This is a genomic window from Pseudomonas sp. 21615526 (assembly GCF_013386245.1).
Lineage (GTDB): Bacteria > Pseudomonadota > Gammaproteobacteria > Pseudomonadales > Pseudomonadaceae > Aquipseudomonas.
Window position 1 is genome coordinate 1 of sequence record NZ_JACAOM010000269.1, and the last position, 372, is coordinate 372.

Here is a 372-nt window from a genome sequence, read left to right on the forward strand (position 1 = left end):
GCAATGGGGTGGTGGGCCGGCCCTATACCACGACGGCGGCGTTGTTGCGGTTGGTGGAGTCGATGCAGGTGGCTTCGGGTAAGTCGCTTGGGATTGATGCGGTGGATTTTGCCGGGCGCGATGAAGTGGAGCAGCGAAGGTTGTTGCATGGGGGGATGGTGGGGGTTGGGTTGTTGCCTGCGCGGTCTTCGGTGGAGGCGATGGATGGGCCGGCGCGCACGTATGCGTCGGCGTTGCGCACGGTTTATCGGCCTGGTCGGCGGTATGAGGGGGTGGTGCGGTTGGTGTTGGCGGAGGATCCGACCCTCGATGTGGCGGGTAATCAGCGGGAGCAGGGGTTGATGGTTGAGGGGTGGCGCGGGTGCGGGGGGG

1 protein-coding gene is annotated in these 372 nt (G+C 65.9%); it reads left to right on the forward strand.

Features of this window, described 5'->3' with window-relative positions:
• Window positions 1-372, forward strand: a 372-nt coding sequence (locus tag HX786_RS31640; RefSeq protein ID WP_178913097.1) for a hypothetical protein, incomplete at both ends; no start/stop codon positions are given.